Consider the following 23,265-nt stretch of genomic DNA (forward strand, 5'->3'; position numbering starts at 1 on the left):
ACTGATCTGAATATTATCTAATGTCTGCTAAATCTCCAAAAATTACTCGACGTCATATAAGTGGTGTATTTCTACTCAACAAACCTTTGGGGATTAGCTCAAATGCAGCATTGCAAAAAGTGCGTTGGCTCTATCGTGCTGAAAAAGGTGGTCATACTGGCGCTTTAGATCCATTAGCATCAGGCTTACTCCCGATTTGCTTAGGTGAAGCGACCAAGTTTTCACACTTTTTACTGGAATCTACTAAACGTTATCAAACGACGATTCAATTGGGAAATAGTACAACTACAGGTGATGTCGAGGGTGAAGTTTTGCTCGAGGCACAACCGATTGAACTTAACGAAGATAAAATTCAAAGCGTGATTCAGCAATTCGTTGGAGACATTCAACAAGTTCCTCCAATGTATTCTGCTTTAAAGAAAGAAGGTCGTCCTTTGTACGAGCTGGCACGTAAAGGAATTGAAATCGAACGTGAGGCTCGTCCAATTCATATTTTCGCGATTGAACTAATGTCTTTCACTCAAGATTCAATTACTTTGGATGTGACATGCTCAAAAGGAACGTATATCCGAGTATTGGGAGAGGATATTGCTCAAGCTTTAGGAAGTTATGGGCACTTAACATATTTACATCGTATTCAAACTGGACATTTTGGTATTGTGCCAGAGTACACCATTGAATACTTAGAAAGTCTAACTGAACAACAACGTGAAGCATTGTTGTTACCTGCTTATGCGCCTGTCGATCATTTTCCAAAGGTTCAAGTACCAGAAGGTCGTGCAGAATATTTCTGTCGTGGGATGGAAAGTAATATTGATCATCCTGCCGAATCTCAAGTCCTCGTATTTGATGAAAAAAAGTGTTTAGGTTTAGCTGAAATTACTGATAAAAAACGTCTAGTTCCTAAACGTGTATTAAATTTATAAGCGAACTCAATTATGGAATTAGACATCATCCTCAGCCTGATTTTTTTTGCATTTTGCGCAGGCGCGATTGATGCAGCAGTCGGTGGTGGTGGTCTCATTCAGATTCCAGCATTGATGAGTGCTTTTCCTCATATGGCGCCAGCAACATTATTTGGCACCAATAAGCTAGCTGCGGTTGTTGGAACAGCAACATCCGCGTGGACTTTCGCTAAAAAAGTTAAGTTTGAATGGAAGTTATTACTAGTGGTGGCGATATGTGCTGCCATCAGTTCTTTTGCGGGAGCTGCCAGTGTTTCCATGATTCCGAAATCAATCTTGCAGCCCTTTGTCTTGGTGATGCTGATTGTGATGGCAATTTACACATTGTCAAAGAAGGAGTTTGGGCAAGTTCATATTGCACAAACGGTAAACACTAAAATTCTGATCTTGGCTGGAATAGGAAGTTTGGCGATTGGGTTTTATGATGGATTATTCGGTCCGGGAACGGGAAGTTTTTTTATTTTTTATTTTATTCGATATTTACAAGTCGATTTTTTGCATGCAGCAGCTTTGGCCAAGATTGGTAATGTGATGACCAATTTAGCCGCTCTTACATTCTTTATTCCTGCAGGCCACATTTTATTTGCAGTGGGTGCCATGATGGCTGTTGCTAATATGATTGGTTCGATTGTGGGGGTGAAATTGGCGCTTAAATACGGTAGCGGTTTTATTCGTATTCTGTTTTTAATTCTAGTATCTATTTTAATTGTTCGATTAAGTTATCAGATGTTCTTAATGTAAACCATTCTCAACATTAAACTTTTTTATACAAATCGCTTCTTAAACCTATCTCGAAGTTATCGCCTAAGCTCTTATAGTAAGTTGAGTGTTTTGAAGATCATTCAAGTTTTTCTTTTTTCAAATCATATTTATAAGACAGGATAACAAGATGAATATTTTTGAAGCTTTACGTGAAAGTCATGATGTTCAACGTGAACTTGCTGAGAAGCTGGTTCAAACTTCAGGGGATACGCCAGAACGCCGAACATTATTTGAGCAGCTAAAAAATGAATTGTTTGCTCATGCAGTGGCAGAAGACCGATACTTCTATATTCCACTGATGATGACCGATTCAGGTTTGAATATTACGCGTCATGCATTAGCTGAACATCATGAAATGGACGAATTACTTGAGCAACTCACCGAAACTGAATTCAGTAATCCAGGATGGTTAGCCATCGCGAAAAAATTGTCAGAAACCGTTCATCATCATCTTGAAGAAGAAGAGCATGGTTTTTTTCAGCAAGCAGGAAAAATTCTAGAGGATAAACAAAAAGAGAGTTTGGCTAAAAAATATCAAACTGAATATAAGAAATATAAGAAATTAGATAAAGACAGCTTGGTTTAATCCCATGATAAAAAAGATGGCATGTGCCATCTTTTTTTATGTTTCTATACCATGTGATTTCATTCTAGCAGCGCGATAAGTAACACCAATTGATGCAATCATAATACAACCCAAAGCAACGGCTTGTAATAAGGTAATGTGTTCATTCAACAGTAACCAACCTGTCAATGCACCTAATGCTGGTGACAAACTTGATAGCGTTCCATAAGACATTTTACTTAAATTCTTTAATGCCAATAAATCCAATGCATAGGGAATGGCTGTAGCCAAAAGCGCAATGACGATGGCTTGTGACCAATATTCAAATTGAACTAATGCGTATGGATTATGAACCATACTGATCGGTAATAATGTCAACGCTGAGAGGACGATTGCAATGCTGAGAGCATGCATGCCGATATTCTGCCGAACGACTTTCTGTCCAAAATAAATATAGAATGCCCAACAAATGCCTGCACCAATGGCCATAGCAGCACCAAGATATGAAAAGTTAGTCGCATTGGCATCTTGCCAAGGCACCATCAGTGCTACACCGAAAATTGCCAGGATGACCCAAATGTAATCACTTCGTTGTTGAATTGATAGTAAAGCCAAGGTGAGTGGTCCTAAGAACTCAAGTCCTACTGCAATCCCTTGTGGTAGTTTTCCTAATGATGCATAAAACAAGACATTCATCAAAGCGACTGAACCACTATAAAAGAGAAGATCTTTCCATTTTAAGTAAGGAAGGCGACGAAGAATTTTCCATGAACGGAACATCAATACAACCATAATTGATGCAAAGCATAGACGTAAAGTGACCACAGTAAATGGATCTAAAACTTCAAAAAGTTGCTTTGCGAAGGATGCACTAATTTGATAGGCGATCATGGATAAGACCATGAACAGCACGGCAGTGAGTTGAGCATTTGGCATTGGGAAAACGAAGCCGAATTAAAAAGAGTGAGACTGCTCAAATTTTAACATTATTATGATGACCACAGTGCTTAAATCCATCATGGAAAATGTAGTTTAAATTAAGTATGAGATCATTTTTGTTTGGCGTGTTGAGTGGTATAGGTGCAGCCAATTGAGGCACAAATGATGGTAAACAATGCTAGCCATTGATTCCATAACAATTGCTCACCCAAAAATACAAAACCAGATAATGCGGCAACAGCTGGTTCAATACTCATCAGGGTACCGAAACTTAATGCTGTTAGATTTCGTAGTGCAATCATTTCTAAAGTAAAGGGTAAAGCACTGGCGAGTATCGCTAAAGTGATGAATAACATTAGATGATTAATTTCAAATACGCTTGCTGGCAAGCCGATACTGAGGGCGATCGGCATGAGAATGATACTTCCAACAAACATGCCTAAACATACGGTGTGATTACCTGAAACTCCCGAAGGCCGCTGACCAGCAATAATATAAAGTGCCCAACATGCGCCAGCTGCCAACGCAAAAAATACACCAAGTAAATCCAAAGGTTGTTTGGCTTGGTCAAAGGGAAATAAAAGGATCAGTCCAATAATGGCCAAACTAACCCAAATAAAATCAAACTTTTGACGCGCATAATATAAGGCCACACTGAGTGGACCAATAAATTCAAATGAAACTGCTAAACCGAGTGGAAGACGATCAATGGCAAGATAGAACAACATATTCATGCCAGCTAATGCGACACCATAACTGACAATGGCTGTCCATTTAATTTGTTTAAATTGAATTTTCCAAACTTGAAAAATAAGCGCCAAAATCACAGCACTAAATGTCAGACGTAGAGCTGACACAGTAATGATCGGGAATTGTTCAAACAAAACTTTTGCTAATGAACCACTACTTTGTAGACTGATCATGGCGATCAATAACAAACCGAGTGCTTGTAACTGCGGGTTTATTTTTAACAAAGACATGGTTTTAAACGTATGGTGGTTAGATTAGAAAGGGATATCTTTCATCTAAGTTGGCGGAGCCTACGTCAACTCAGATGAAACACCATAAAAAAACCACAGCTCGAAAAAGCTGTGGTTTTCCAAACGTATTAGAGATTAGAACAATACGCGAGCGCGGATTGTACCTTCTACGTTATGAAGTGTATCAAGTGCTTCAGCAGAAGCTGTAGCATCAACGTCCATGACTAAATAACCCACATCACCTTTGGTCATAAGAGACTGACCTGAGATGTTAATGCCGTGTTCAGCAAACAGGTTGTTAATTTTAGACAACACGCCTGGAATGTTTTTGTGAATGTGAAGTAAACGGTGTTTACCTTCAGTCAATGGGAGCGCAATTTCAGGGAAGTTAACTGCTGACAATGTCATACCTTTGTCAGAGTAAGCAACGAATTTCTCTGCAACTTCTAGACCGATGTTTGCTTGAGCTTCCATCGTAGAACCACCCACGTGCGGTGTTAAAATCACGTTCGGGATATTACGTAGTGGAGAGATAAACTCTTCACCGTTCGCTTTAGGCTCTTTCGGGAATACGTCAACAGCAGCACCAGCCAAATGACCTGATTTCAGAGCATCAGCTAAATCTTCAATTACTACACATGTACCACGTGCAGCATTGATGAAGATTGAACCTTGTTTCATCTGAGCAAATTGCTCTTTGGTCATGAAATTACGTGTAGAAGGAACATCTGGCACGTGTAGTGATACAACATCAGCATTGGCAAGAAGTTCGCCCATTGATCCAACTTGGCGAGCATTACCTAAAGGTAATTTTGTTACTGTATCAAAGTAAATCACTTTCATACCCATGCTTTCAGCAAGTACAGAAAGTTGTGAACCAATTGAACCGTAACCCACAATACCTAAAGTTTTACCGCGTGTTTCAAATGAACCTACTGCAGATTTGTTCCAACCACCTGCATGTGTATCTGTAGATTTTTCAGGTACACGACGAAGGAGAAGAATAGCTTCAGCTAATACAAGTTCAGCAACAGAACGAGTATTTGAGTATGGTGCGTTGAACACTGGAATACCACGGCTCATCGCAGCATTCAAGTTCACTTGGTTTGTACCAATACAGAAACAACCGACCGCGATCAATTTATTCGCAGCTTCAAAAACTTCTTCAGTTAATTGTGTGCGCGAACGAATACCGATGAAGTGAGCATCTTTAATCGCTTCTTTCAGCGCTTCACCTTCAAGCGCAGTTTTACGATAGTCGATGTTGGTGTATCCAGCAGCATTCAAAGTGTCGATTGCGTTTTGGTGAACGCCTTCTAACAATAGGAAACGAATTTTATCTTTAGGCAAAGAGAGATGTTGGCTCATTACGGCTCCGCTACAAAGGCCAAATTTAGTGGCAGTATGATAGCATACGTGAGCGTGCTATATACATTTCCTTTATGACTTGAGCTATGGATATTTTTGCAAGATATAGTCCTTATCAGACAAACTGCGGTTGAATTAACTGCATCATATCTAAGTAACATTCGCAAAATGTCTGATTTTATCGGGGTTTCATGGGAAAATGCTTTATAATGCACAATCGTGAAATTGACTCATCCAGTCGTGGTGATATTTTCTTCACATTCGCTTAACAAATACGCTTTTAAAATCTTGATTAAAGGTTTGTTTTTTAAGCAATCTACAACTTGTATCTTTCTTGCTAGGTCTGCAAACGATGAATGCTCCAGTTGCTTTAACCCCAGAGTTATTGACTCAATTAACGTCAATTGTTGGTGAAAACCGTATCAAAACTGATACGGACAGCCTACAAAATTGGGGACGCGATCACACTAAACATTTTGATCCAAATCCATCAGTCATCGTTTTTCCTTCGACGACTGAACAAGTTCAGGCAATTGTGAAACTAGCAAACCAATTTAATGTTGCTGTGACACCGTCAGGTGGTCGTACTGGTCTTTCTGCAGGGGCTGTCGCTGCCAACGGTGAAATCGTGGTCAGCATGGACAAGATGAACCAAATTTTGGAATTCTTCCCAGCAGACCGTATGGTGCGTGTACAAGCAGGTGTGGTGACTGAGCAACTTCAGAACTATGCTGAAGAACAAGGTATGTATTATCCAGTTGATTTCGCTTCAGCTGGTTCATCACAAATCGGCGGTAACATCGGTACTAATGCTGGCGGTATTAAAGTCATTAAATACGGTATGACACGTAACTGGGTACTCGGTCTGACTGTAGTCACTGGTAAAGGTGATGTGCTGCGTTTAAACAAAGGCATGATCAAGAATGCGACAGGTTATGCGTTGCAACACTTATTTATTGGTGGTGAAGGTACGTTAGGCTTAGTGACTGAAGCGGAAATTAAACTTGAGCGTCAACCACAAGATCTGCAAGTAATGGTGCTCGGTGTACCTGACTTTGATGCAGTGATGCCAGTTCTTCACGCGTTCCAAGCGAAAATTGATTTAACTGCGTTCGAGTTCTTCGGTGAACTTGCGATGCAAAAAGTATTGGCAAATGGTCACGTGCAACGTCCATTTGAAACTGAATGCCCATTCTATGTATTGCTTGAGTTTGAAGCGCCATTTGAGCCAATTATGGACAAGGCAATGGAAATCTTTGAGCATTGTATGGAACAAGGTTGGGTACTTGATGGCGTGCTTAGTCAAAGCTTAGACCAAGTAGAAAGCTTGTGGCGTCTGCGTGAAGATATTTCTGAGTCAATCGCACCATTTATCCCATACAAAAATGATATTTCAGTGCTCATCACACACGTACCTGCATTCATTAAAGAAATTGATGCAATTGTTGCTGACAATTATCCTGACTTTGAAATCTGCTGGTTTGGTCATATTGGCGATGGTAACTTGCACTTAAATATCTTAAAGCCTGAAAATTTAACCAAAGATGAATTCTTTGCGAAATGTCAGGTGGTGAACAAGTATGTATTTGATACTGTGAAAAAGTATGATGGTTCAATTTCTGCGGAACATGGTGTAGGTATGACGAAGAAGCCATATCTTGAGTACACACGTTCAGCTGAAGAAATTGAATATATGAAAGCGCTCAAACAAGTATTTGATCCAAATGGGATTATGAATCCAGGTAAATTATTTGATTTGTGAAACAAAATCTATCTATAAATAAGGTCTAAAAAACAGCATGCTTGTCATGCTGTTTTTTTATTTCATGAGAAATTTTAATGTTAAAAAGAATAATTTTTCTAAGTGCAATTGCACTTTCACTTAATGCATGTATAGGTCAAAAACAGTCGAATGAGATCAATACTAAAAATCATAATTCTGTAGCTGGTCAAGTAGAAACGTCGAAACAAAATGCCAATTCTGTTCAAAACTCTCCTTTAGATCAAGTGTATCGGAAAATTCAAAGCTTTGAAGATATGAGAACAGTAGATTTACAACAGGAATTCGATACACCTGAATCTGGAAAATCTCATGCAAAAGTAACTGTCACCTATGGTGGACTAGCGGATGACTCTGTTTCTGCACAACGTGAAACTTACCAATTTGAATATATTAATAGTGAGTGGAAAGAAATATCAAAAGATGAAACTTGGAAATGTGGTCGTGGACCAGATACTACAAACTTTCATAATAAATTATGCCCTTAAAAATTTACTTTCGAAATTTTCCATAAAATTGTTACGAGCGTCATTTGAACTGATTAAATTCAAAAATGTAGCATCAATATGCTGCATTTTTTATTCGTATTTCTCGTTCTATTAATCATTTTTAATGTGCTTTAGAAAAAATAACATACATATCTGTTCTTTTTTGTCACAACAGTTCAGAACATCATATGTAAAAGATCAATGGCAAACTGAGTAAAACAATGATGATGAAAATAATGACCACAGTTGGTCTAGTTAGTATGATGCTCACGGGGTGTGCTACTACGAAAAATGTTATTTCTAAAGTACATGGGAATGACACTCCTTTAGAGCAAGTCTTGAAGCTACATCCTGAATTACGCAATGAGCTTGCGACTGTTGAATTACGTCAGTATTTTAATCGTGCCGAAGCACCGACCGTAGCCGAAGTCAAAGTGACACAAACAGGCTTGATGGATGACTCAATTGCTGCCGAGCGCTTTATCTATAGTTTTAAATTGAACGATGGTAAATGGCAGCAAGTTAATAAGAAAACGGAATACAAATGTGTGCGAGGAAAAAATACAAAATCTTTCCAAACTGCGCTTTGTCCATGACATCAGACCAGAAATTCGGTTTAAAAAGGCATAATGAGTTATGCCTTTTTTATTGCATGCATTATTGAGTCGAATAAGGATGAGTAGACGAGAAGCGCCACTCACGATAGCAAATATAGCCCATCGCTAAAATGGGAAAAATCATACATAAGAAGCCAAACAACATATAAGTAATCGCACCTAATATTGCACCTGAACTGAAGGATAAAATAGTCGGTAAGATTTTTAGAATATTTTGTTTGGCAACTTGTTTGCGTTCTTCTGATACATGAGGCGCCCCATAAGCAATAGTACAATCAATGGTCAGTTGAGCAAGATTGCCCGTCATTAAGGTTGAGGTAGCCATTGTAGATAGTAATGTTCGGATAATGGCATTTCGAATTCCCATTGCAGCAATGCCCAATGTTGCGGTAAGTATTGCGCCAAATTCAGCCAAAGTATTAAAGGGACTGAAATTAAGTCCCGCCAGCATGAAGAGCGTTAACAGTATTGTCTCTGCAATAAAGAACCCCAGTAAGATGTTCGGATATTTGTCCTTCCAACGTTGTTCACACCACGCAGTAATACCAATCGTAACTACGAAAATGCCAATAAAAAGAGCCCACAGTCCTAATCCTCCCAAGATCGTTTCTTTGCCTGCAGTCACGATATAGCCAGTAACATGATTGGTATAAATGCCAAATAATGAAATAAATCCAACGGTATTTAGCCAACCACCGACGAGCGATAGAATCGAAGCTTCATGATGATGTCGCCAGCGATTTTTAATTGGTATGTAGCATTTTGACATAGTTCTAAAAGCTCAAGGTGTACTGAGAGATTACATCGACAAAACAAGTGTTTTATTGAGTCTGCAGATCCTTTGCTTTGTGGAATTAGTCCACATGAACATTAAGTAATTAAAAGTTTCATATTTATCACTGGTGAATGTTCAGATTAGATGATTTCTAACATTTTATATGTTTCAAATTGCATCAAATTTTGATGACAAAAATATTTCAATTGATAAAACACAACTGAAAGCATCATAAAATTAACGTAGAGGGAAATCTAAAACCACATTAAACTAAAGTCATTCAATAAATAAGATAAAAAATGAAAACACTCGCTTTTATCCATCGTAACGACAGTCATTTTTCAGTTGGTGACTTTAATCCGGTTGTGTCTGTTTTTTCACACTATGAACTGGGAAATACAGTATCCCCATTTTTGCTTCTCGATCATATTGGTCCCGGTACGTTGAAACCCTCTCAACTGCGTAAAGGTGTTGAAGAACATCCACATCGTGGATTTGAGACAGTCACGTTCGTGTATGAAGGTGAGTTAGAGCATTGGGATTCGCAAGGTGGTGGAGGTGTTATTCAGAAAGGTGATATACAGTGGATGACTGCTGCATCAGGCATTATTCATAAAGAAAAATTTAGTGAGTCATTTTCCCGAGAAGGTGGACGATTTGAAATGATTCAGCTGTGGGTGAATTTGCCAGCAACTGCAAAAAAATCGAATCCGCGTTATCAAAGCTTACTCAAATCTAATATCCCGGTTGTAGAGTTAGCTCATGATGCGGGTACTGTGCGTGTCATTGCTGGAGCCTTTATGCAAGTGAAAGGACCAGCATTAGTTCATAGTCCTTTGCTGGTTTTGGATTTGGATTTAAAAGCAGGTCACACACTCATATTACCAGCAGGACATTTGGATACCACACTGATGTATATGCGCCGTGGTAAAGTTGAATTTGGTACAGATGATGAATTACTGACTGATCAGGGAATGGCAGTATTTTCAAGTCATGGTGAAAACGTTGAATTCACCACATTGTCTGATAGCAAAATTTTATATCTCATGGGACAGCCACTAAATGAACCTTTAGTCGGGCGTGGTTTTTATGTCATGAATACGCAAGATGAGATTGTTGAAGCGATTGAGGAAATGAAGCATGGTACTTTTTTGAAAAGCCATGCAATTGATGCCAAATGATGTCAATGTTTGGGTGAGAAATTGATTTAAGATAAAGGCTAAATTTTCGTTTAATTTTCAGACTTTCTTTCTCAATTCGGGGTTACAAAAACGCAAAACTTTGTCATGGCATTGTGATGCATTTCACGTAAACTACGCTTCCAAAAAATATTCAAACATGTGAAAAAAAACATGCAAAAGGTGAGTAAAGCAACCTTAAGTCGGGCAACAATTATGTTTCCTTTGGCATTGGTGCTCTTCGAATTTTCAGTCTATATCTGTAATGATCTTGTACAACCTGCGATGCTTACGATTACACGTGAGTTTGGTGTAGGCAGTGAGTGGGCGCCATCATCCATGTCTTTCTTTTTATTGGGTGGAGCATGTTTGGCGTGGTTTTTAGGTCCGTTATCAGATCGCTTAGGTCGTAAAAAAGTACTCCTTGGAGGTGTTTTCTTTTTTATGGTCTGCTGTTTGCTCATTTTATTCACCCAGTCTATAGAGCAATTTCTTGCATTTCGTTTTTTACAAGGGATTGGGCTGACCATTATTTCAGCTGTGGGTTATGCTGCCATTCAAGAAATTTTTGAGGAAAGAGATGCGATTAAAGTCATGGCTTTAATGGCGAATATTTCATTGATCGCACCATTACTTGGTCCTGTGCTAGGCGCATTTATGATAGACCATGTGTCTTGGCATTGGGGTTTCATTGGGATTGCCTTTTTAGCAGCCTTAAGTTGGTTTGGTCTTAAAGCAAAAATGCCTGAGCAGCATTTGAGTATTCCTAAGCAACCATTAAGCTATGTATGGGATGACTTCAAAGCCATTTTTAAAAATAAAAAATTTATGGGCTTGGCTTTGTCAGTACCCATGGTCTCAATTCCACTGATTTTGTGGATCGCTATGTCACCTGTAATTTTGGTCGAACAGCTCGGTCTGACCAATATGCAATATGGCTATGCACAGGTGCCTGTATTGGGTGGTTTAATTATTGGAAATATAGTCTTGATTCGTGTCATTGATCGCTATGCGGTAGGAAAGACCGTGCTAGTTGCATTGCCGTTGATGTTGGTTGGAACGCTTATTGTTTTGGCAGGTGCGATTTGGCAGGATTATTTGTTATGGTGCTTAATTATCGGTATGACCTTAATCAGTTTTGGTGAGGGCTGCAGTTTTTCTGTGCTTTATCGTTTCAGTTTAGATGCATCTGAGGTATCTAAAGGAACTGTTGCTGCCGCAGTAGGCATGATTATGATGATTGCATTCTTTGTTGTGATCGAAATTGTACGCATTATGTATGAATCTTACGGCACGATGGCATATGCATTGGCTTGTTTTATCCTTATTGCACTGTGGTTTAGTGCTCCAAGAAAAATTGTTCATCAGATCATGCAAGAAAGAGCCACTTCAGCATAAAAAAATCCTCCTTGTGGAGGATTTTTTAATCATTGTATTTGTTCGAGATGTTTGAGTTTACGATCAAAAATAAAAGGGGCAAAGGGTAGAACGGAAGCTATCAGCCCAAGAATAAATACATTGATAGACCACTTTTGCTTCTCGCATACCACAAATAATACGACTAAAAACAACACAAATAGAACGCCATGTCCCATGCCAATATATTTCACATAAATAGGCTGATCTAACATATATTTCATTGGCATGGCAAAAAAAAGCAGTAGTAGGAATGTAATCCCTTCAAGTAAACCAATAATACGTAAGGACTTAATATTCATTCTCAAACCCCACAAAAGAAGACATCCTATTTTACCTAATCGTTGTTGTAGCAAAGTTAGAATCTATGTGGACTAGATCGCATTGTTTAAGGGAAATATAATTTATAATAATCGTTTTTTATGATAGTAGATTTAAAAATAAGCTAATATGTCAATCATGTCTATAAAGATGAATATGAAGTGATACTCACAACATTTTATAGATCATCAGCGAAATAAAAAAAGGACTAAGCTAGAGCTTAATCCTTTGATGAGTCTTGGGTGTAGCTTAGCGTATAACACCACATGCTACACGATCACCCCCACCACCTAGTGGTTTAGGTTGGTCTGAATAATTGTCACCACCTGCATGTACCATGATGGATAGACCTTGAATGTCTGCAAGTGTGAGACGTGGTGCAATCACTTGTGTTTTTGCATTACCTGACGCGTCAACATTTAACACTGGTAAGTCACCTAGATGACCATCGTTTGGCGTACCATGCCCAGGCGCTTGATTTGGATTGTAATGTCCACCAGCGGCAAGCGCAGCACCCATTTTGCCATCTTTTTCAGCAGGTTCACATGAGCCTTTTTCATGGATATGGAACCCGTGATATCCAGGTGATAATTTAGTTAAGTCCGTTGTGATCACAAGACCTTTGTCACTATCTTGGAAGCTAATCGTTCCAATTTGATCATGAACTCCTTGAGCACTCACCGCATTTACAGGAATGGTTTGGATTTTAGTGTTGGATTCTTTGGATGCAGATGTATTTTGCGTTGCTGCACATCCCACAAAGCCTAAACTCAGCAATGCACTGAGCATAGAAATTTTGAATGCTGAAACTTTCGATTGCATTTGCATGCTGTTCTATCCTTGTTCCATGTAAGTGATAACGCATTGAAACAAATTTGGCATTTAGCAACAAGAACGATTTAAGTATTTGATTGTATAGATTTCTTATCAGTAAAAATAAAACACCACTTATGAGAGTGGTGTTTCATTGTCTTGATCGTAGGCCATCGTGGCTTTAGGCACGGGTTCTGGTTCCAGTGTTTCATGTAACCATTCACGCCAAATGGCTAAAAGAATGGCGAGAATTACAGGACCAATAAAGAGTCCAACTAAACCAAAGCTCGCTAAACCACCCAATACACCAAACATGATCAATAAGAACGGAATTTGAGTAGCACCTGAAATGACCAAAGGACGAATGATATTGTCGGCTGTACTCACCACACAAACGCCCCAAGCCATTACACCAATTGCCTCAACGGTCTGACCTTGTGAAAATAACCACAGTGAAACAGCACCATATGCCACTGGAGGGCCAAAAGGAATCAGCGCCATGATAAAGGTCATAATGGTTAAAAGCATTGGATTTGGAACACCAGCAACGTAATAACTGATTCCTGCCAATATCGACTGTGCAACGGCAGTCAAACCAACACCATATACTACTGCACGCGTTGTTTCAGAGATCGTGTCGATATAATGTTGGATACGTGGACCAATGACTTTCTCCATCGCTTTACTGACCTGTTGAACAATCGTTTGTCCATCACGGTAAAAGAAAAATAGAGAGAGCATGGCAAAACCAAGTTTGACTAAATTCTTGGTAATTTCGCTAATCACGAATTTACCGTAATTTAGATGTCCTTGAATCCATACACTAATATTACTGAAAAGTGCATTTGGGTCGGCATTGATGTCACGTACAATTCGAGAAACTTCTTTACCTACAATGGGTAACTCACGTATCACGTCAGGAACGGTGATATGACCAGAAGCCAGTTGGCGCTGTAAATCAAAGAATAAGTTTCGGCCTTCATGTTGAAGTAAGAAGATAGCAAAGGTGAACGGTAAACCGACAACGAGTGCCAATAAGAACGTCATAACAGACGCACCCAATGTAGGTCGATTACCACACCAAGCGAGAATACGTTTGTATAAAGGCCAAGTCATATAGGCGATAATACAAGCCCATAACACAGGTACGATAAAGTATTTGACAATGTCATATCCCAAATAAAGCAGAATAAAAAACAAGCCAAATAAAAGTACACGCTGTAAAGTTGGATTAAAATCTTGCACTAAAGTCTCTGATCTATATTCTTGATTTTCAAACTTATCTGCCGCACATCTGATTCATTTCGAGTATGCATTTAACATCATATATGAAAATGAAAAAAAAAGTGCGATGACAATCTGTATTCTTTATTTAGAACCAATCACTTGGATCATCAATTAAAACATCTAACAAGGGTTGCCATTGTTGTTGTATTGATAAATAAGTTTTTTGATTTTTATCAAAAATGTTGAGACCCTGCATCGCCAATTGACCATAAGCTGTTCGTTCAGAAATCCAAGCAACAGGTTGTTGATCAATCTTGGCAAAGAACTGTTGAATCTCTTTAGCACTCTGACTATTTGGTTTGACACGATTTGCCACCAAATGAACTTGAACTTTACCTTTCCGAATACGTTTAATGTCATGGATGTGTTTTAAGAAGCGACGCGTGCTGTCGATATCAAAAAAAGAAGGTTGCAGAGGTGTGACCACTGCATGACATTCTGCAATTAATTGTTCAGCGTGTTCACCTGTTAATGCGCCTGGAGCATCAATAATCAGATAATCAAGATTCTTCGGTGCATCACCAATCGATTTTTCATGGCGCCAATCTAAACTTTGAATGTGTGTTGCTGATTCTGGGCGCTGTTTTAACCATTGCAATGCAGATTTTTGATTGTCCGCATCCGCCAATGCGACTTTATAACCTTTCTGTGCGAGTGCTGTCGCCAGCGTAATCGCAGAAATTGTTTTTCCACAGCCACCTTTTTGGTTGGCAATCAGTATCGTTTTCATGAGTTTAAAATTATACATGCTTCAAATAAGGTCTAATCTTAGCTTAGCATTAAAATCAGCCAAAACGCGCATACATGACAAAAGTTTAGTTCTTGTTTAAATTGTCCGCATAACAAGTCATAGAGAACGTCAATGTCCATTTGGATGGCAATGTTAATAGGCGCCTGTATTGGCGTGGTAATCACCACAATGATGTTGAGCTCAACCCGCAATGGCCGTATCAAAGCAGAATATGAACAATATATTGCAGAGCTTGAACTTGAGCATCAACACGCATTAGCTGCTGCTCAAAAACGCAGTGTAAATACCAGTCGTGCGGTACTGAAAGGTAAAATGGCTGAACAATTAGCACCGATTATGCCAGAATTTCAATATTTACCCAGTGATGCTAAATTCTTAGGTGATCCTGTCGACTATGTGGTATTTGATGGATATACAGATTTCCGTGATGGTGATGGCGCGGCAGAAGATATTGAAGTTGTATTGATTGATATTAAAAGTGGTGGAGCACGGCTCACCAAAGGTCAGACGGCAATTGCGAATGCAATTGCCGAAGGGCGTGTGCGTTTTGAGACGATACGTATCGACTTTCAAGACTAGCTTGGATCAATAATCCACTATGTGAAGTGGTCAGTTGGTTTTAGTCGCGCGAGCAAGCATCATGCGACGACCTACTTTGGGCACTTCTTCTGCTTCGAAATAATCGAGTTCAGAAATCTCAAAGCCAGCATCAAGCAGTGCTTGCTCGATATTTCTGTTCAAATGACAACCATCAGCAATCACTTTCTGTACTGGCGTTAAAAGATCTTGAAGACGCTTTAAACTCTTTTGCTGTTGTGCATCGTAAGCGACATGTTCAACCAAATGCAAAGTGCCACCGATGCGTAATACACGTTTAATTTCATGTAGAACTTGTTGAACATGACTCACACTACACAATGTCCATGTGCTGACGACATGTTGAATAGATTGATCTTCAAAAGGTAAATTTTCCGCTTTAGCATGAACATGTTCCACATGGAACGGTGCATCTTGAATACGTTGTTCAGCTAATTTGTATACATCTAGACTCGGTTCAAGCGCATAGAGACTGTCCACAGCTTGATAAAATGGCAGGTTAATTCCTGTACCAAAACCAATTTCTAATACCTCACCTTGAATCGGAAGCAGAAGACGGCGTCTGCTGTCCATCATACTTGGTAACTGCATGACTTGATTCAGAATATGAGGGAATACTCGTTGCTGATAAAATTTATAGATCATTTTTGTTCTTAACATCTTCCATTATTCGATTATTTTACACGTTGATTACACTTTTAACAGTAGACAAAATTGTGACTAAATCACGATAGATTGTTACTGTTCATCAATTTCCTTTTCAGAATGAAGTTCTAAGATAGATCATATAGATTTAGGTTAAATACAATTCAGTCGGATGTTGTCCATAGTAGATGTATGTGCTGCGGTTGAGTTGTTTTTGATACTTAGCAAGAAGGATGGATGTCTGTTGAAAAAGTTAGTTCTCGCATTATGTATCACCCTTGGTGGTGTTTCGGCTTATAGCTCTGCCAGTGTGAAGTCGAGCGACTTTAATATTGCCAATGGTTTGCCGCCAGCTTCGTCAGATCAAAAGATTTCAGTATTGGAACCCTTTGAAGGGGAATTTCGTATTCTTGGTTCAAAAGAATATACCGATGATCCGCAAGCCCAATTTTCACCCATCGACTATGCAGTGACCCGCGGTATTTTCACAGAACCTGAAATTGCACGACAAATTTCGATTAATCAGTATGACCGCTATTTAAATTGGAAAATGGCAAAACCACCGATTCACCCACGCTTAGCAACACAGTTGGTGAGTAACATGCACATTATCCCGGCTAATCCAGAAATTGCGAAAGAGATTAAGAAAGTTCAACGTGGTGATCTGGTGCGCTTAGAAGGGGAATTGGTGCAAATCAATGCCAAAGATTTGGTGTGGAAGTCAGCTTTGGATTGGAATGGTATCGGTGATGGTGCATGCAAATTAATTCGCGTCGAATCAATTGAATGGTTAGAAAAGCGAAATATTTAAATATGATTTGAGATTGATGAGTTTGAAATGATTTTCAGCTCAAAGTTTTGATCATTAGATAAATGAGAGTGTGGGATCATGAGCGTTGGCAAGACATCCTTATGGATAAGTTTATGTATTGGCGTACTCGGGAGTAGTCTTGCCGCATGTCAAAATCCAGTCTCTGAAGTGCAAGCGGAGTCCCATCACTATACTGATCAGCAAAATTGTCCTGCACTATTGGTGATGAAAGTGGGTGAAACCTTAGAATTTAATGCAGCAGAAAATCCAAGTACGGGTTATCAATGGCAAATTATGCAACCGCTTCATCTCTTTAAAGTTGAAGAACAATATTTGGCGACTGAAAAATCAAAAGCGATGGTAGGCGTTGGAGGTGAAAAGACAGTGAAGCTGACTGCGCTAAAGCCTGGTCAGGAACTCATTGAATTGGCATATGTGCGACCTTGGGAAGTTGCTCAAGACCGTACTCAAACAGATGCCCCAACATCGTGGCAATGTCGAGTACGTATTTCTTAAGCAGGCAGAACACCGTTTCTAAAATTGTGCTGTACTTTTACTATGTACGCTATTGTTCTTTCGTGACACTAGTATTTTGACTCCAATGTTGGAGTTGGGCTTTCGCAGTATAATAATCACTCATATTTCGAATTGCATCTTTAGGATTTCGAAGCTCATCTTCGGGAGACTGTTCGAGCTCTTGATAGACCTTAATCTGATTTTCCCAGTATTGATAAAATAAGCCTTGAATATATCTACCTTGTTCAGTCTTAAGATCTAAGTCTTTCAACATATTGAGGGAAGACTGAATGAGATCTCGTTTACGTTGGAACTCCATATCCGCATTTAAATTGCCATCTGCTTTTAATTGCTGAAGTTCTGCGTCTAGCTCATCACTTAATTGCTCAAAACTCTGATCATATTGATTCAGCAAAGCAACGTCATGTGCGTCATTTGGAGTAGGTTCAAACGATTTGATCGGCTGAGCTTCGATCTGTGTTTTCAATTCAACGGATGGATCAACGGATTCTTTTTGTTCGGTCGGAGGGTTTTGTTCTGTTTTTTGGCATCCAATGAGCATGAAAGGCATAATCAAGCAGAGTGCAAATATCGAAAGTCGAATAGGGTGAAGATTTGCCGTCATGAGAGTCAAACCTCTGTTGGTTTTTTAATGAATGATCGAGATTAAGTTTAGTTTATCGCGCACGATAGTGATAGGCATAAGTGATATAAGGAAAGGAAACCTCATCATGGGGCATGAGTCCCGTATGTTCAAATACGATCGATTCAAATACTGTTTTCATTTTTGCTTGGTCTGCTGCTGACATTGCCGCAATAAAACTGGTAGATAAGAGTCGTTTGCTGACGACCTGTTCAACACTGCCGACTTGATGCTGAGTGAAGGTGCTTAAACTTTGGAATTCAAATAATTCTTGCTGCTGAAATACATTTTGCCATTGGTCACTGTGAAAGCGTGGCGTATCGGACTCAAAAGGTTCGATGTAATCCGCCAATGCTTTGACCCAATCCACTGAGATATCTCGTTGGTTCCAGACTAGACCTAAATGTCCTTGAGGTTTAAGAAGGCGATGCATTTCTTGCAATGTTTGGCGTCCAGCAAACCAATGAAATGACTGTGCGCATAAAATAGCATCAACACTATGCGTTGATTGCGCAATTTGATGGCTTGATGCTTGTAGTGTCTTCACCTCAGGATGTACTATTTTCAATTGTTCGAGCATTGCTGGAATCGGTTCAACGGCGATTATGTTCGAGGTGACTTGTTTTAGATAGTGCAGGAATTTTCCTGTCCCTGAACCTAAGTCAATCGCAACTGCATCAGGATGAATATTCAACTCATCTTTCAACCACGTGACGATAGCCTGTGGATAATTTGGTCGGACTTGTTGATAAAGTTCAGCCGCAGAACTAAACCCATTTTCAGCAGCAGGATGAAGTGAATGTGTCATATTTTGCGCTTTTTAATCTGAACAGTATCTATAAAATATGACACCGACAATGTGATGTAAGCAAGTGAACGATTGATTCATTTTGCAAACCAAATGATGAGAACCCTTTTTCGGAATTGCAATGGATAAGCAAATAGTATTTGAAGACGAACACATCAGAGCAATTTATTTAAAAGGAACAACAGAAACATTGGTTCTCTCTTTTGGTGACTTGATCAGTCGTGCCAAAGGCAATGCCATTAATGCTGAAAAATCCTTAGCCAAATATGACTACAATGTCATAGGTATCATGCCAAAACAAAAGTCATGGTTCCCATCACAGAGCATGCACGCTTTAATCGAGCAAATATCACCTTTGTTGAATCAATTTCAGCGTGTCGTGGCTTATGGTGGTTCTATGGGCGGCTACGCAGCGATTAAGTACAGTAAGCGATTAGGCGCAGCACGTGTGGTCTCTATGGTGCCACAATATTCAATTAATCCTGCTGAAATCGAAGACCGCCGTTATACTGATTTTTACGATCCTAACGTCAATGCTGACATGCAAATTGACGCGACAGATATTGCGTCCGATGCAGAATATATCGTGGTTTATGATCCTTACTTTGATCTGGATCGCGAGCACTATGAAAAGATTAAGCCACTTATTCCTCAACTCAATACACTACATTTACCTTATACAGGCCATGATGCGGTTGCTGTATTAGCAAATTCTGCGTTATTGCATGATTTTATTGAACATGAATTTGATGCAACCTACTTTTATCGCCAGATTCGAGCAGTTAAAAAGAACAGTAAATTTTACTATCGAAGCGTGATCGCACATCTGCTTGGCACCCACAATGAAGCATTAGGTAATATTTTAAAAACCATCGATCTACAACTAGACAGTAGCTTTTTTGATGCCAGTCTTAAACAGACGATTACCCGTATTTTGCTGACCAATAAACGAGTTGATGAGCAAGATCTACAAAAGCTCGGTATTTCGATTCATTTGCCGTTTGAAAATAAAACACAACTTCATGACAGCTTTGGCAAAGTGTTGGTCTTTAACGTGATCACCCAAAAACTAGAAAGCTATGAACAACATGTGATTGATATTAATGGTAAATATATTATTCCATTACATGTGGAAAGTACTGGATTGGCCCAGATTGAAATTAAAAAACAGCACTATCTCATTTGTATGAATGATCGCCGTGTCACCAAATTGATCAAAATGGATGATGCGCTCAGTGCGGATATGAGCCCTTTGATTGTGAAAAAGGGCGAAGGTTTCTTTAGCATCAGTTATAAGCATCTCTATATGCACTGCGATGAGTTAGGAAACTGTATTTTTGAATCAGATACTGTTGGTGAAGCAGAAAAATTTTCAGTGGAGTAAGGCTGAATTTTTCATAGTTATTGATCAAAGCGCTTCGGCGCTTTTTTTATCTTTAAGTAAAAAAGATAGAGTGTGTGATAGGTCTCAATCTGTCATAAAAAGTGATATTGTTTAAAATTTACCCGTGTTTATTTTGTAACGAAAGCGACGGAATGACTCTGTTTCGTTGCTAAGATCAGGCAATATATAACGAATTTGAATGATTCAAATGATGATGTATTCATGAATATCGGAATATTCATGCATCTTTCACGTGTCTACTTGAGCACAAAAAAACCCATATAAATGGAATTTAGGTGGGACAAATGAATAAAAAGAAAATTGCAAAAACTGAAACAGGAATGAATCCTCCAAAACAATCGCGTACACATCGTCGTGTTATGCAGGTGATTCAAACCGCTGAAAAACTTTTAGTTAAAATGGGCTTAGAGTCAATTTCAATTCCTGAAATTGCCAATGCTTCAAACATTCCAAGAGCGAGTATTTATCAGTTCTTTCCGACAAAATATGATCTGTTGCATCATATGGCACAGTTGCATTTGCAGAAACTAGTAAGCTTGCTCAAGGAAGCTGGTTTAAACGTCATACGCGAACATCCGCACGAAAGTATGGCGGCTTATGGTCGAATGGTGGCTGCAGCTGTGATTGAAACCACTGCCAAGTTTTATAATGAATCTGCTGTGGCCCGATTATTAATATTGTCAGGTCCACTGAACCGACAAGTGTATTTACGTCATCAAATGGAACTCAAACAGTTCAGTCAAGATTTAAGAGATGCACTTAAAGCAATTCGGGTAGATGATTATTTACCGCAACAACCTGACAGTATGTTGATCATTATTGAAATGATCTTTACTTGTATGAAACATGGTTATTACACAGAAGATCGGATTTCTGAACGTATCTGTGAAGAGGCGTATCGTTTGGCGACTGCATATTTAAATGCACTAAAAGAAGATCAATTTTCCCTAAAAGCACAGCGTGCAGCAACGACGCAATCTGAGACAAAAAACCAGTCAAATCAACTATTGTTGACTTACAATTAAGCTTACAATCAGTTGAATTATCATGAAAATCTTGCAGTCGAAATGCAGATCAATATTGCTGAGGTTCAACGTGAAAGCTGTTTTTTTGGATCAATTCTCTCTCGATCAGAATGATTTAGATTTTTCGGGGTGGTATCAAGTCTTTGATGAGGTAACATTCTTTGAGCGCACTGATCCAGATCAAGTGCTTGAACGCATTGCGGATGTAGATGTGGTGGTGACCAATAAAGTGGTGATTACGGCAGACATGATGCAACAACGACCGCAGCTTAAATTAATTATAATTTCAGCCACAGGCACCAATAATGTCGATTTAATCCAAGCAAAAGCTCAAAACATTGTGGTATGTAACTGTCAGGCATATGGTACTGCCGCTGTAGCTCAACATACCATGATGTTGATGCTCAACTTGGCAACGTCTTTTATTCAATATGATCGTGCAGTTCGTGCGGGTGAATGGAATAAAGCGTCACAATTCTGTTTATTAGATTTCCCCATTGCCGAATTGAATGGTAAGACCTTGGGGATTTTGGGCTATGGTGAACTTGGTCAAGCCGTAGCGAAGTTGGCTGAAGCCTTTGGTATGAAGGTGATTGTGGCTCATTTACCAGGACGACCTGCAGCCGCTGATCGTGTCAGTTTAGAAAGCTTGCTGCGTCAATCAGACTTTATTAGCTTACATTGTCCATTAACTGAAACAACACGCGACTTAATTGATGCAGAAGCATTCAGTCTAATGAAAGAAAGTGCATATTTAATTAATTGTGCCCGTGGTGGCATTGTGAATGAACAAGCATTGGCGGAAGCACTAATAAATCGGAGAATCGCAGGGGCAGCGACTGATGTATTGAGTATAGAACCGCCTCAGCAAGGCAATGTGTTATTGAATTCGGATATCCCTAATCTCATTATTACACCACACAGCGCATGGGGAAGCGTTGAAGCACGTCAACGCATTGTGCAACAAGTACAGGAAAACGCAGCTGCATTTAAAGCGGGTCAACCGATCCGTCAAGTTAACTGAAGTTAAGTAATAAAAAAGGTGCTGTGAGAAGCACCTTTTTTCTTGAAGAGATATAAATAAACTCAACCTAATAAATAAACTCCACTTAGGTTTGAATAAAACGACAGGGTTTAACGTGGGACACCTGCATCACTGTCATCTACAGCTGGACTAGAGGTGGTAGCTCCACTATTAGGTAAAGCAACACTTTGACGCTGAATGGTCGGTTCTGCTTCAGGTGCTTGATTTAGACTTGCTAGCGTGGTGTTGGCTGATTGCGCAGTTTCAAGGTTGACTGAATTTTCTTGAACGGGTAAAGCGACCGATGCAGTAGTTGGAGCAGGGGAGGCTGTGACAGCAGGTGCTGTCGTTGGGTTGGGTTGACTCAAACTGCCTCTTTCGATGGGAACACCACCTGCACCGACGAGGTTCTGTTTAGCATGCTGCACAGATTTGACAGTTGTATCTACGCCTTGACGAGCACCGTCACGTAATGCAACCGCTTTTTCATTGGTGAATTCTTTGGTGTTTTGCCAAGCTGAATCGACGGATGGTTTGATTTTAGCAATACCACGCTTGGTCGCATCATCAACGGTGTTGGCTGTATTTTGCAAAGTCTCTTGTGCTTTGACTGCAAGTACTTTGGCTAAATTTGGATTGTCACCGTAAGCAGGATTGTTGCCTGTTAAAGTAGAGTCTTGAGCAAATGTAGTTGCTGAGCATAGCGTAATGCAACTTACCAGCATCGTTTTCATTATGTTCATGAAGGATCCTCTTCTCAGTTCTGTATGGGTGGCGCTGTGACTC

The 23,265-nt window shown here is 39.4% G+C and carries 26 protein-coding genes; 14 read left to right on the forward strand and 12 right to left on the reverse strand.

Annotated features, from left to right (window positions below; translation table 11 throughout):
* Positions 1-20 precede the first annotated feature (20 nt).
* The 3 genes from truB to AC1M9K_RS04390 all read left to right on the forward strand — a co-directional run bounded on the left by truB (position 21) and on the right by AC1M9K_RS04390 (position 2,313).
* Complete coding sequence (gene truB / locus AC1M9K_RS04380) at positions 21-926, forward strand: tRNA pseudouridine(55) synthase TruB (protein WP_035264283.1); 906 nt, start codon at positions 21-23, stop codon at positions 924-926.
* A 12-nt stretch (positions 927-938) separates the two neighbouring features.
* On the forward strand, positions 939-1,706 hold the full coding sequence (locus AC1M9K_RS04385; RefSeq protein ID WP_092766679.1) for a sulfite exporter TauE/SafE family protein: 768 nt from the start codon (positions 939-941) through the stop codon (positions 1,704-1,706).
* Positions 1,707-1,854: 148 nt separating this feature from the next.
* Positions 1,855-2,313 carry a hemerythrin domain-containing protein gene (locus AC1M9K_RS04390; protein WP_035264279.1) on the forward strand — a complete coding sequence of 153 codons (459 nt, stop codon included), beginning with the start codon at positions 1,855-1,857 and terminating at the stop codon, positions 2,311-2,313.
* A 36-nt stretch (positions 2,314-2,349) separates the two neighbouring features.
* Here the strand turns inward: AC1M9K_RS04390 and AC1M9K_RS04395 are convergent, their stop codons facing one another.
* The 3 genes from AC1M9K_RS04395 to serA all read right to left on the reverse strand — a co-directional run bounded on the left by AC1M9K_RS04395 (position 2,350) and on the right by serA (position 5,579).
* Positions 2,350-3,228 carry an EamA family transporter gene (locus tag AC1M9K_RS04395; RefSeq protein ID WP_481588618.1) on the reverse strand — a complete coding sequence of 293 codons (879 nt, stop codon included), beginning with the start codon at positions 3,226-3,228 and terminating at the stop codon, positions 2,350-2,352.
* Between the two features lie 113 nt (positions 3,229-3,341).
* Positions 3,342-4,211, reverse strand: coding sequence for an EamA family transporter (locus tag AC1M9K_RS04400; protein WP_481588619.1), 870 nt, complete (start codon positions 4,209-4,211; stop codon positions 3,342-3,344).
* A 135-nt stretch (positions 4,212-4,346) separates the two neighbouring features.
* The gene (gene serA, locus AC1M9K_RS04405; RefSeq protein ID WP_035264273.1) at positions 4,347-5,579 is read right to left on the reverse strand and encodes a phosphoglycerate dehydrogenase; all 1,233 of its coding nucleotides are present in this window, start codon (positions 5,577-5,579) and stop codon (positions 4,347-4,349) included.
* A 352-nt stretch (positions 5,580-5,931) separates the two neighbouring features.
* Between serA and AC1M9K_RS04410 the strand changes: the two genes are divergently transcribed.
* The 3 genes from AC1M9K_RS04410 to AC1M9K_RS04420 all read left to right on the forward strand — a co-directional run bounded on the left by AC1M9K_RS04410 (position 5,932) and on the right by AC1M9K_RS04420 (position 8,443).
* Positions 5,932-7,341: an FAD-binding oxidoreductase gene (locus AC1M9K_RS04410; protein WP_035264271.1), complete on the forward strand. Its 1,410-nt coding sequence runs from the start codon at positions 5,932-5,934 to the stop codon at positions 7,339-7,341.
* Positions 7,342-7,418: 77 nt separating this feature from the next.
* Positions 7,419-7,847 carry a hypothetical protein gene (locus tag AC1M9K_RS04415; protein WP_180028908.1) on the forward strand — a complete coding sequence of 143 codons (429 nt, stop codon included), beginning with the start codon at positions 7,419-7,421 and terminating at the stop codon, positions 7,845-7,847.
* A gap of 236 nt (positions 7,848-8,083) precedes the next feature.
* Positions 8,084-8,443, forward strand: a complete 360-nt coding sequence (locus AC1M9K_RS04420) for a hypothetical protein (RefSeq protein ID WP_228133217.1) — start codon at positions 8,084-8,086, stop codon at positions 8,441-8,443.
* A gap of 61 nt (positions 8,444-8,504) precedes the next feature.
* Here AC1M9K_RS04420 and AC1M9K_RS04425 read toward each other — a convergent pair whose 3' ends face one another.
* A complete protein-coding gene (locus AC1M9K_RS04425) occupies positions 8,505-9,233 on the reverse strand; it encodes a YoaK family protein (protein WP_481588620.1) in 729 nt (242 codons plus the stop codon).
* A gap of 305 nt (positions 9,234-9,538) precedes the next feature.
* On the opposite strand from AC1M9K_RS04425, the gene AC1M9K_RS04430 reads away from it, so the two are divergent.
* Together AC1M9K_RS04430 and craA are read left to right on the forward strand one after the other, a co-directional pair.
* Entirely contained in the window at positions 9,539-10,420 is an 882-nt protein-coding gene (locus AC1M9K_RS04430; RefSeq protein WP_481588621.1) for a pirin family protein, read from the forward strand.
* 171 nt (positions 10,421-10,591) lie between these two features.
* Positions 10,592-11,815: a chloramphenicol efflux MFS transporter CraA gene (gene craA / locus AC1M9K_RS04435; RefSeq protein WP_481588622.1), complete on the forward strand. Its 1,224-nt coding sequence runs from the start codon at positions 10,592-10,594 to the stop codon at positions 11,813-11,815.
* Positions 11,816-11,844: 29 nt separating this feature from the next.
* Here craA and AC1M9K_RS04440 read toward each other — a convergent pair whose 3' ends face one another.
* The 4 genes from AC1M9K_RS04440 to AC1M9K_RS04455 form a co-directional block, all read right to left on the reverse strand.
* On the reverse strand, positions 11,845-12,135 hold the full coding sequence (locus AC1M9K_RS04440) for a DUF3817 domain-containing protein (RefSeq protein ID WP_481588623.1): 291 nt from the start codon (positions 12,133-12,135) through the stop codon (positions 11,845-11,847).
* 268 nt (positions 12,136-12,403) lie between these two features.
* Positions 12,404-12,982 carry a superoxide dismutase [Cu-Zn] SodC gene (gene sodC / locus AC1M9K_RS04445; RefSeq protein WP_373687194.1) on the reverse strand — a complete coding sequence of 193 codons (579 nt, stop codon included), beginning with the start codon at positions 12,980-12,982 and terminating at the stop codon, positions 12,404-12,406.
* 120 nt (positions 12,983-13,102) lie between these two features.
* A complete protein-coding gene (locus AC1M9K_RS04450) occupies positions 13,103-14,212 on the reverse strand; it encodes an AI-2E family transporter (protein ID WP_481588624.1) in 1,110 nt (369 codons plus the stop codon).
* A gap of 127 nt (positions 14,213-14,339) precedes the next feature.
* On the reverse strand, positions 14,340-14,984 hold the full coding sequence (locus tag AC1M9K_RS04455; RefSeq protein WP_092766778.1) for a ParA family protein: 645 nt from the start codon (positions 14,982-14,984) through the stop codon (positions 14,340-14,342).
* Positions 14,985-15,116: 132 nt separating this feature from the next.
* On the opposite strand from AC1M9K_RS04455, the gene AC1M9K_RS04460 reads away from it, so the two are divergent.
* Positions 15,117-15,584, forward strand: a complete 468-nt coding sequence (locus AC1M9K_RS04460; protein WP_035264256.1) for a Holliday junction resolvase-like protein — start codon at positions 15,117-15,119, stop codon at positions 15,582-15,584.
* Positions 15,585-15,614: 30 nt separating this feature from the next.
* On the opposite strand, the gene AC1M9K_RS04465 is transcribed toward AC1M9K_RS04460, so the two are convergent.
* A complete protein-coding gene (locus AC1M9K_RS04465) occupies positions 15,615-16,247 on the reverse strand; it encodes a class I SAM-dependent methyltransferase (protein ID WP_035264378.1) in 633 nt (210 codons plus the stop codon).
* A gap of 241 nt (positions 16,248-16,488) precedes the next feature.
* On the opposite strand from AC1M9K_RS04465, the gene AC1M9K_RS04470 reads away from it, so the two are divergent.
* Positions 16,489-17,058, forward strand: a complete 570-nt coding sequence (locus tag AC1M9K_RS04470; RefSeq protein ID WP_481588735.1) for a hypothetical protein — start codon at positions 16,489-16,491, stop codon at positions 17,056-17,058.
* Positions 17,059-17,136: 78 nt separating this feature from the next.
* Positions 17,137-17,574 (forward strand): protease inhibitor I42 family protein, encoded by a 438-nt coding sequence (locus tag AC1M9K_RS04475; protein WP_180028899.1) that lies wholly within the window; start codon positions 17,137-17,139, stop codon positions 17,572-17,574.
* Positions 17,575-17,623: 49 nt separating this feature from the next.
* Here AC1M9K_RS04475 and AC1M9K_RS04480 read toward each other — a convergent pair whose 3' ends face one another.
* On the reverse strand, positions 17,624-18,199 hold the full coding sequence (locus AC1M9K_RS04480; RefSeq protein ID WP_481588625.1) for a hypothetical protein: 576 nt from the start codon (positions 18,197-18,199) through the stop codon (positions 17,624-17,626).
* Positions 18,200-18,251: 52 nt separating this feature from the next.
* The gene (locus AC1M9K_RS04485; protein WP_481588626.1) at positions 18,252-19,025 is read right to left on the reverse strand and encodes a class I SAM-dependent methyltransferase; all 774 of its coding nucleotides are present in this window, start codon (positions 19,023-19,025) and stop codon (positions 18,252-18,254) included.
* A 121-nt stretch (positions 19,026-19,146) separates the two neighbouring features.
* On the opposite strand from AC1M9K_RS04485, the gene AC1M9K_RS04490 reads away from it, so the two are divergent.
* From AC1M9K_RS04490 to AC1M9K_RS04500, 3 genes are all read left to right on the forward strand, one after another.
* Entirely contained in the window at positions 19,147-20,409 is a 1,263-nt protein-coding gene (locus AC1M9K_RS04490) for a hypothetical protein (protein ID WP_092766691.1), read from the forward strand.
* A 305-nt stretch (positions 20,410-20,714) separates the two neighbouring features.
* Entirely contained in the window at positions 20,715-21,455 is a 741-nt protein-coding gene (locus AC1M9K_RS04495) for a TetR/AcrR family transcriptional regulator (protein ID WP_092766779.1), read from the forward strand.
* Positions 21,456-21,525: 70 nt separating this feature from the next.
* Complete coding sequence (locus tag AC1M9K_RS04500) at positions 21,526-22,479, forward strand: 2-hydroxyacid dehydrogenase (RefSeq protein WP_481588627.1); 954 nt, start codon at positions 21,526-21,528, stop codon at positions 22,477-22,479.
* Between the two features lie 110 nt (positions 22,480-22,589).
* On the opposite strand, the gene AC1M9K_RS04505 is transcribed toward AC1M9K_RS04500, so the two are convergent.
* Positions 22,590-23,222 carry a hypothetical protein gene (locus AC1M9K_RS04505; protein WP_481588628.1) on the reverse strand — a complete coding sequence of 211 codons (633 nt, stop codon included), beginning with the start codon at positions 23,220-23,222 and terminating at the stop codon, positions 22,590-22,592.
* Positions 23,223-23,265: the final 43 nt, after the last annotated feature.

The sequence above is a fragment of the Acinetobacter sp. 24-47-67 genome, from assembly GCF_056779735.1.

What these genes read in the sequence shown, in the direction of transcription:
- truB (WP_035264283.1), top strand. Translation starts at nt 21, where the DNA reads ATGTCTGCTAAATCTCCAAAAATTACTCGACGTCATATAAGTGGTGTA.
- AC1M9K_RS04465 (WP_035264378.1), bottom strand. Translation starts at nt 16,247, where the DNA reads ATGATCTATAAATTTTATCAGCAACGAGTATTCCCTCATATTCTGAAT.
- AC1M9K_RS04400 (WP_481588619.1), bottom strand. Translation starts at nt 4,211, where the DNA reads ATGTCTTTGTTAAAAATAAACCCGCAGTTACAAGCACTCGGTTTGTTA.
- AC1M9K_RS04485 (WP_481588626.1), bottom strand. Translation starts at nt 19,025, where the DNA reads ATGACACATTCACTTCATCCTGCTGCTGAAAATGGGTTTAGTTCTGCG.
- craA (WP_481588622.1), top strand. Translation starts at nt 10,592, where the DNA reads ATGCAAAAGGTGAGTAAAGCAACCTTAAGTCGGGCAACAATTATGTTT.
- AC1M9K_RS04460 (WP_035264256.1), top strand. Translation starts at nt 15,117, where the DNA reads ATGTCCATTTGGATGGCAATGTTAATAGGCGCCTGTATTGGCGTGGTA.
- AC1M9K_RS04425 (WP_481588620.1), bottom strand. Translation starts at nt 9,233, where the DNA reads ATGTCAAAATGCTACATACCAATTAAAAATCGCTGGCGACATCATCAT.
- AC1M9K_RS04410 (WP_035264271.1), top strand. Translation starts at nt 5,932, where the DNA reads ATGAATGCTCCAGTTGCTTTAACCCCAGAGTTATTGACTCAATTAACG.
- AC1M9K_RS04415 (WP_180028908.1), top strand. Translation starts at nt 7,419, where the DNA reads ATGTTAAAAAGAATAATTTTTCTAAGTGCAATTGCACTTTCACTTAAT.
- AC1M9K_RS04475 (WP_180028899.1), top strand. Translation starts at nt 17,137, where the DNA reads ATGAGCGTTGGCAAGACATCCTTATGGATAAGTTTATGTATTGGCGTA.
- AC1M9K_RS04480 (WP_481588625.1), bottom strand. Translation starts at nt 18,199, where the DNA reads ATGACGGCAAATCTTCACCCTATTCGACTTTCGATATTTGCACTCTGC.
- AC1M9K_RS04385 (WP_092766679.1), top strand. Translation starts at nt 939, where the DNA reads ATGGAATTAGACATCATCCTCAGCCTGATTTTTTTTGCATTTTGCGCA.
- AC1M9K_RS04505 (WP_481588628.1), bottom strand. Translation starts at nt 23,222, where the DNA reads ATGAACATAATGAAAACGATGCTGGTAAGTTGCATTACGCTATGCTCA.
- serA (WP_035264273.1), bottom strand. Translation starts at nt 5,579, where the DNA reads ATGAGCCAACATCTCTCTTTGCCTAAAGATAAAATTCGTTTCCTATTG.
- AC1M9K_RS04455 (WP_092766778.1), bottom strand. Translation starts at nt 14,984, where the DNA reads ATGAAAACGATACTGATTGCCAACCAAAAAGGTGGCTGTGGAAAAACA.
- AC1M9K_RS04390 (WP_035264279.1), top strand. Translation starts at nt 1,855, where the DNA reads ATGAATATTTTTGAAGCTTTACGTGAAAGTCATGATGTTCAACGTGAA.
- AC1M9K_RS04420 (WP_228133217.1), top strand. Translation starts at nt 8,084, where the DNA reads ATGACCACAGTTGGTCTAGTTAGTATGATGCTCACGGGGTGTGCTACT.
- AC1M9K_RS04495 (WP_092766779.1), top strand. Translation starts at nt 20,715, where the DNA reads ATGAATAAAAAGAAAATTGCAAAAACTGAAACAGGAATGAATCCTCCA.
- sodC (WP_373687194.1), bottom strand. Translation starts at nt 12,982, where the DNA reads ATGCAAATGCAATCGAAAGTTTCAGCATTCAAAATTTCTATGCTCAGT.
- AC1M9K_RS04440 (WP_481588623.1), bottom strand. Translation starts at nt 12,135, where the DNA reads ATGAATATTAAGTCCTTACGTATTATTGGTTTACTTGAAGGGATTACA.
- AC1M9K_RS04490 (WP_092766691.1), top strand. Translation starts at nt 19,147, where the DNA reads ATGGATAAGCAAATAGTATTTGAAGACGAACACATCAGAGCAATTTAT.
- AC1M9K_RS04395 (WP_481588618.1), bottom strand. Translation starts at nt 3,228, where the DNA reads ATGCCAAATGCTCAACTCACTGCCGTGCTGTTCATGGTCTTATCCATG.
- AC1M9K_RS04430 (WP_481588621.1), top strand. Translation starts at nt 9,539, where the DNA reads ATGAAAACACTCGCTTTTATCCATCGTAACGACAGTCATTTTTCAGTT.